The following is a 1,896-nucleotide window of genomic DNA, read 5'->3' as shown; positions in this document are numbered from 1 at the left end:
CTTAGAGCTGTCTACAGTTGACTGTTGTGAGCAGCGTTTATCGGATCGGCGAGTTCGCCAAGCGGGTTGGCCGCTCGGTGAGCACCGTGCGTCGGTGGGAGGCGGAGGGTCGGATCACGCCCTGCCGTCTGCCGTCGGGGCAGCGGTACTTTGACGACACCGACGTGCGCAGGGTGCTGCAGCCCGGCTTCGACGCCGACCGGCGCAAGGTCGTGGTGTACTGCCGGGTCTCGTCGCCTGGTCAGAAGACCGACCTGGCTTCGCAGGTGGCCGCGATGCAGCAGTTCTGCCTGGCTCGCGGCCTGGCCGTGGACGAGTGGGTCAGTGAGGTCGGCGGCGGGATGAACCTGCGCCGCAAGAAGTTCCTGGCGCTGATGGACGCCGTCGACCGGGGCGAGATCGCCACGCTGGTGGTGGCCCATAAGGACCGACTGGCCCGATTTGGCTTCGACTTCCTGGAGCACATGGCCGCCCGGGGCGGCTGCGAGATCGTCGTAGCCAACCAGGAGACCTTGTCCCCGCAGCAGGAACTCGTCGAGGACCTGCTGGCCATCGTTCACACCTTCTCGTGCCGGCTGTACGGGCTACGTCGCTACGAAAAGGAGCTCAAAGGGACGGACCTGACAGCCGGGGATGACCGATGAAGGTCACTCGCATCGCCTACTCCGCCGGCTTGAACCCGGGCAAGTACGCCGCCCTGGTCGAGCAGGCCCGCCGGCTGGGCCGGGTACGCAGCGAGGTGTGGCAGCGCTACGGCTCGGTGGGCGGTTCCGGGTTGCGGGACCGACAGGTGCGCGACCAGTGGCTGGCCGACGGCACATATGTGCAGTTCGACGTGTTGGCCAACGCGTGGAAGGAAACCGTTCGCGACGCGATGGCCGACATCTCGGCGAACCGGGAGGCCGCCAAGGTCAAGGTCCGCCGAGCTATTGCGCGGCGCACCGACGACCCAGCCGAGCTGAAGCGGATGGTCACCGCGTTGAGGACCGACCGGTGGGCCGACCATCCGTTCCTGGCCCGACAGATGCGCCAGCACTGCAGGCGCGGGAAGAACCGTACGCACGATCAGATCGTGGTGCGCGCCGACCAGCACAGCGCCGTCGCTGACGGGCGTGGTCGGTTGTGGCTGGCGGTTCCCGGCCTCAAGCCGCGCAAGATGGTTCGGATCCCGCTGTCTACCACGATCGCCCCGACGGGGACGCTGCGGCTGATCCTGCGTGGTGGCCGGGTCGAGGTGCACTATCAGATCGACGCCGGACAGATGCGCTCGTCGCAGCGGCCCTGCGGCGACCGGAAGGTCGGAGTGGACAAGGGCTACACCGAAGCCCTCACCGACTCCGACGGCAACCCCCACGGTGAACGGCTCGGCGAGTTGCTGACCGCCGAGTCGGACCGGCTGAAGGAACGTAACCGGCGCCGGGCGAAGCTGCGCTCGATCGCGAACAACGCCGCCGCGCGTGGTGACCACGCGAAAGCGCACCGGATCAAGACCAACAACCTCGGCACCACCAAGCGGGACCGGCAGGCCGCCCGCCATCGGGCACAGGTACGGACGGAGATCTTCACCGCCGTGCACGAGGTCGTCGACAAGGCCGCCGCCGTGATCGCCGAGGACCTCACCAAGAGCTTTGCCGGGCGCAAGACGCTCGGCAAGAACATCAATCGGCGCCTCGCGGCATGGACCAAGGGCGTCACCGCAGAGGCGCTGAAGAACGTGTCGGAGCGCAGAGGTTCTGCGCTCGTTCCCGTCAACGCCGCCTACACCTCACAAACCTGTCACCGCTGCGGCGCCTTCGGCCGCCGTAGCGGGGACCGGTTTCACTGCACCCGGTGCGGGGTGGTGTGGCAGGCCGACGTGAACGCCGCGATCAACATCCTGCAGCGAGCCGGTGATCC

General features: G+C 67.7%; 2 protein-coding genes. Both read left to right on the top strand.

Features of this window, described 5'->3' with window-relative positions; translation table 11 throughout:
* Positions 1-26 precede the first annotated feature (26 nt).
* Complete coding sequence (locus ABZ807_RS33305) at positions 27-644, top strand: IS607 family transposase (protein WP_357167139.1); 618 nt, start codon at positions 27-29, stop codon at positions 642-644.
* The coding region (locus ABZ807_RS33300) for a transposase (RefSeq protein ID WP_357167136.1) at positions 641-1,896 on the top strand (1,256 nt) is incomplete at its 3' end. The genes ABZ807_RS33305 and ABZ807_RS33300, both read left to right, overlap by 4 nt.

The organism is Micromonospora sp. NPDC047548 (assembly GCF_040642975.1).
In the GTDB taxonomy this organism is placed as follows: domain Bacteria; phylum Actinomycetota; class Actinomycetes; order Mycobacteriales; family Micromonosporaceae; genus Micromonospora.
Note: the sequence above shows the minus strand (reverse complement) of the source record. Positions and strands in the feature narration are given on the sequence as shown.